The sequence below is a fragment of the Paenimyroides tangerinum genome (assembly GCF_003865405.1).
Taxonomy (GTDB): Bacteria; Bacteroidota; Bacteroidia; order Flavobacteriales; family Flavobacteriaceae; genus Flavobacterium; species Flavobacterium tangerinum.
The window spans coordinates 1-4,923 of the sequence record NZ_RQVQ01000079.1 but is presented as its reverse complement, the minus strand read 5'-3'; the positions used below and the strand labels follow the sequence as shown (position 1 = coordinate 4,923).

The 4,923-nt window shown below is 31.0% G+C and carries 3 protein-coding genes; all 3 read right to left on the bottom strand.

The annotated features are described in order from the left end of the window. Nucleotides 1-593: 593 nt before the first annotated feature. The gene (locus EG240_RS16070) at nucleotides 594-1,157 is read right to left on the bottom strand and encodes a hypothetical protein (RefSeq protein ID WP_125020348.1); all 564 of its coding nucleotides are present in this window, start codon (nucleotides 1,155-1,157) and stop codon (nucleotides 594-596) included. Nucleotides 1,158-1,345: 188 nt separating this feature from the next. Beyond that, nucleotides 1,346-2,029 carry an imm11 family protein gene (locus EG240_RS16065; RefSeq protein ID WP_125020347.1) on the bottom strand — a complete coding sequence of 228 codons (684 nt, stop codon included), beginning with the start codon at nucleotides 2,027-2,029 and terminating at the stop codon, nucleotides 1,346-1,348. A gap of 4 nt (nucleotides 2,030-2,033) precedes the next feature. Further along, complete coding sequence (locus EG240_RS16060) at nucleotides 2,034-4,856, bottom strand: AHH domain-containing protein (RefSeq protein WP_125020346.1); 2,823 nt, start codon at nucleotides 4,854-4,856, stop codon at nucleotides 2,034-2,036. Nucleotides 4,857-4,923: the final 67 nt, after the last annotated feature.

Sequence of the window (4,923 nt, the reverse complement as noted above, 5' to 3'; positions counted from 1 at the left end):
TACTTTTGCCCAAAGCTTATCGGTTAAACCATTTGGAACAGCTTTGAATGGCACAAACGCATCACCTACTTTTTTGTAATCGCTGGTTAATTCTTTGTTGTAAGCTACTTGGTCAAAGGCGAATTTTGTATCTGAATGTTTTTCAAAAACCACACGAACACCCTCGGCTGTAAGTTCGGTTACTTCGCCGTTTTTGTTTACGCCATCTGTGTTTTCAGGGGTTGGTTTGCCGCCAGCTGCAGATTCTAGTGGACCTGAAACATTACCATCAGCATCTACATAATAGTTTTTATTTTCGCTATCGGTTATTACCGTGTCTTTACCTCCTGGGAAGGTTTCGGTTTGTCCGTCTGGACCGGTTACTACAATTTCGCCGCCGTTGTTTATGGTAATGTTATCGGCACTGTCGATTGGGAAGTTTACGGTTTATGTCAATGAACGTTTAGTAGTTTATTAGTAGATTCATTGAATTTTTGAATATAAAAAAAGCATTTTAAACCGTAAATTTAAAATGCTTTTTTGCGTTGTTTATAAATAGGGTTTCTCCGTCGTCGTTCCGTCATCTCTCCGTCGAAAAAAGTTTTGCTTTAGCTCTAAATTGTTTCTGTTTTTTCGGATAAATTATCTGGAATATCTGTTGCTTGAATGGTGATTTTGTCACCTGCTAAATCGCTATTGTTTACTGTTGCAACAAATACCCATTTTGACCCTTGAAGTGTTGCATTGCCTTGTTCAACCAAACTACCATCAGCATTATTGATGATAACTTTTACTGATGCTACTTGAAAGTCGTCTGTAACTGTGACTGAAATTGTATCATTGATGTCACCATTATAGTTACTTAAATCAATTTCTTCAATTTTAGGAGCGTTCAATAAATCTGCGACTGCAACGTTATAGGTACTAACTCCTTTCTCGGGAGTAGCAGCATCTGTATATATTGCTTTGGTTATTGGATCTTGTAACACACTTTTTGCATAAATAACCGCTTGTTGAAATTTTGCAATTTGCTGTTTTTGCTTATCAGAAGCTTCGCCAGTACGTTCTTTAGGTGCTTTAGATACTATGGTTTTTCCATTTCGTTGGCTAAATACTAAGATATCTCCAACTTTACCACTTAAACCGTGGGTTACGATGTTGTTTTTACTTTCTGCCATAATAGGTTGGTTTTTAGAATTATAAAAACTTAAATTACCATTTTTTATTTAAAACCCAAATGGTAATTTACAATATTTTAACAAAAAAAAGCACAGACTTCTTTTGAATTGAAGTCTGTGCTTTTTTTAATATACATGGGTTGAAAATCCGGGCGATCGTGTAACCAAATGTCCGCGTTATATTTATTTTATCTATTTTCCACTTCCACCTCATAATCTAATTCCGAAAACTCGAAACCTGTTATTCTATTTTCTTCAATAGCTCGCCTAAGTTTTTCTGAACAAATAATATCAGAACTTATTGGATTTAAGGGTATAAAGTCAAAAAAATCCATTAAACTAACTTTAACTAACTTTAAATCTGTTTTATATTCATCATAAATACCTTCATTTATATCGGACCAATCGCTATATGATGAAAAAGTATATTTTTTTTTATTTAATGAAAAATTACTTTTAGAAAAATTAATGTGCTCCATTTTATTTAATTTTCTATAAGGTGCCAGAAACTGAAATATCCAATATTTTAGCTTTTCTCCATTATATAAAAGACGGGTTTCATAAAAATGAAATTTTGGAGCTATTTTAAAACTTTCGAATAATAACTTAAATCTATTAGAAATATACCAATTAGAGTTTCCAGGATAATCTCCAATTCCATCACAAGCATCGAATAAATTCCACTCCCAGTATTGTTCTAAATCATAGCTTTCAAGATGAAAATAATCAAAAACAGGTGTGTCTTTTATTATTTCTCCTTTTCTCATTTTGTTAAAATAAACTTCATTATTTGGGACATTTTTACCATTTGCACTGGGAGCTATCATTTCATTTTCATAAAGTTTCTTTATTTTTATCTTATAATATATCATATTTTTAAAAATTTACAATTTGATTAACATCCTTGTTGCCTAATAAAACATCAGCTTCTAATTTACCTTTTGTATCACTTATTAAATTTTGTATTCTTTCAAAAGCTTTTTCTTCTGAAGGTGCTTTTTCCAAAATATCATTAATCTTTTCCGCTATTGCGTTATCATATTTAGGATGATTTGTATGCCCAGACTGCTCAAATTTAACACTCTTTTTTTGTAATGGGATACCATTATCGATACTATTAAAATCGAAATCTTTCCCGTTTTTCTTCGCCCATAATAATAGCTCTTGTAGTTCTTTATTATTTTCTAATACTTTTACTGGAATTACGTGATGCACTTCAAAGTTAAGAGGTTCTCCTAAATCGTATTTTTTAAACGTATTTTCATACCATTCTTCGAAATTTCCTTTTTCAAATTTATCAAAATATTTTTTAGCAAAAGCTTTTCCAGCATCTGTATCAAGAACATTACGTATCTTATTTCTATTAGTAACAATATCTGTAACTAATTCAGAAATATTCGTAACAGATTTCTTAACCTTCTTAATATTCTCGGCTAATTTATCAGCAATTTCTGGTAAGTTTTTAACTAAAGCTGCGCCAGACATAGCAGAAATAATAGCATTACCTGTACCACGAGTAACCAAATGTCCTCGTTTACCTTGGTCTGATGTATTTAAAACACTTTTCCATTCATCTGTTGTATTGCCAGATAAGACCGTAACAACTACCTGGCCTAAAATAGGAATAAATTCTTTTGGGTCGTTACCAATTTGAGTTTTTATATCAGAGAATTGTTGCCCTAATGCATTACGCACTTCTTTATCTGTAGATAAATCATAAGCTAAGGTTGCCAAACCTGTAATGTCTGTCACTTTTTGTGCTACAACTTCAAAACTTCCAGTTACTAAACCAGGTGCTTTTATAGTTGCAGTTGAAGTATCTGAATAAGTAGGTTCTTCAATTTCCCCAGTTTTTAGTAAGGTTGTTGTTAAACCAATACCTTCTGAAATTATTTTAACATATTTTCCTTTTACTTCTATTTTTTTACCATCGGCAAAAGTATCATCACTACTAAAATTTCCTTTTAAATCGTATCTGTTTACATTATTTTCTAATAAAAACTTATTTGTTTGCGATTTTATATGTTGTGCTAACTGTTGTACTTGTTGGTTAATTGCTTTATTTTCAAATACTTGTATGTTATTTCTTATACCAAATGCTTTTACTTGAATAACACCTTTATCAAAAGTATATCTAATTTTAGTATCTATTTTGGTATCAGTCCAATCTCCGTTATCAATTTGATTATCTGATAAGGCTTTTTTAACTTCAACAATTTTTCCGTTTTCTTTTGCAAAAATTTTAAGTTTATTGCCAATCCATTTTTCTAATTCTGCACTTTGATTTCCACGTAAATTATTTGAAATTTCGTTTAGATTATTTGAAATTTCGTTAAACTCTTCAGATGAAACACCTAACTCATTTGCTTGTAAAGTTTTAAACTCATCATATATTTGTTCTAAATCTTTGCCTGTAACTTTTGTGTCAATTTCTGTACAGGTATTATTGCTTTGTAGGGTAAGTATACTGGTGTTTTTTAATATCCATTTATTGTCTTTTTTAAAGACTAAGAAATTTGCTCTTGAGTCTAAATTATTAATTCCAGTTAAATCCAATAATTTATCATTGCTAATAACTTCACCATTCGTATTTGTTATTAAACCAAAATCACGTTTTTTTACAATAAGCTCGTTACCTTGAAATTTTCCATAGTATCTTACATACTTATTTGAATAATCAACTCCGTAACAAAATGTACTATATACAAATTCAGTTATTCCTTCAGATTTAAGATAATCTATTAATTCTTTTTTTGATTGTAATTGATTATTATAATTATCAATTTTATCAAGAGCATTATTTGCAGCGTCCTGACAATTTTCTCTTTTATCAATACAATTATCATAATATTTAAAATATATCGAAGGTCCAGATGTTGAAGTACCCTCTTCTATTACAGAAGGCTTACAGTTAATAGCTTCTTCCGAACATTGTTTGTTGTTTTCTAATTGAGTTTTTAAATCATTGGCTTCTTCTTGAGAGATAATACCTTGATTAACTAATTCGGTAAGTTGTTCAATATTTTGATCAATTTTATCATTATTGTCTTTAATTATTTTCTCTTTCTCTTCATCTGATTTATTATCAAAATCACCATTTACTAAAGCTTCATAAAATTCTCTAATATCTCCACCAATTGCCTTAATATCTTCAATTAAATCCGTCACATCCTCCACATTATTCCAATCTGGATCATAAGTAGTTTCTACCACTCCATCAATCAGTTTGTAATCGGTATTGATGCGGATGCTGGTAAACTCAACACCAATCTTCACAAAAAATAAATAAGGTACTTCTATAAATCCTTTGCCTGAATATACTCCGTTTGAACCACTAATCTCAATAACTTTTACGGAAAAATCACCCGCCATAAAGGTTTCGTTAATGATTAAATTGGTTAACGGTTGTTGGTTGCTTATTTCAATTTCGGGTACAATACCACAGTTAAAAACAGTTGCATTTTCAGAAGCATCGATGCTAAAGGTTTGAATACCAGAATAGATATAACTTGATGTTACACCATATTGTTCGGCTTCACAGGTGGCTCCTACTCGAAACTCATACGTAAAGCCAGGTTCTAAATCTTGCAGAAACATTTGGGTGTTTACCGTATAGGTTTCAAACCACTCGGCATTATCAACATGGGCTTTGCGGTATTGCACGTGGTATTTGCGATGCGCATTTTCGCCTTGCCACATAATTGTATAATGATTATAATTCTTTACTTAAATATCATCAAATTCTCATAGATGAATAATTAAAAAC

What these genes read in the sequence shown, in the direction of transcription:
- EG240_RS16065 (WP_125020347.1), bottom strand. Translation starts at nt 2,029, where the DNA reads ATGATATATTATAAGATAAAAATAAAGAAACTTTATGAAAATGAAATG.
- EG240_RS16070 (WP_125020348.1), bottom strand. Translation starts at nt 1,157, where the DNA reads ATGGCAGAAAGTAAAAACAACATCGTAACCCACGGTTTAAGTGGTAAA.
- EG240_RS16060 (WP_125020346.1), bottom strand. Translation starts at nt 4,856, where the DNA reads ATGTGGCAAGGCGAAAATGCGCATCGCAAATACCACGTGCAATACCGC.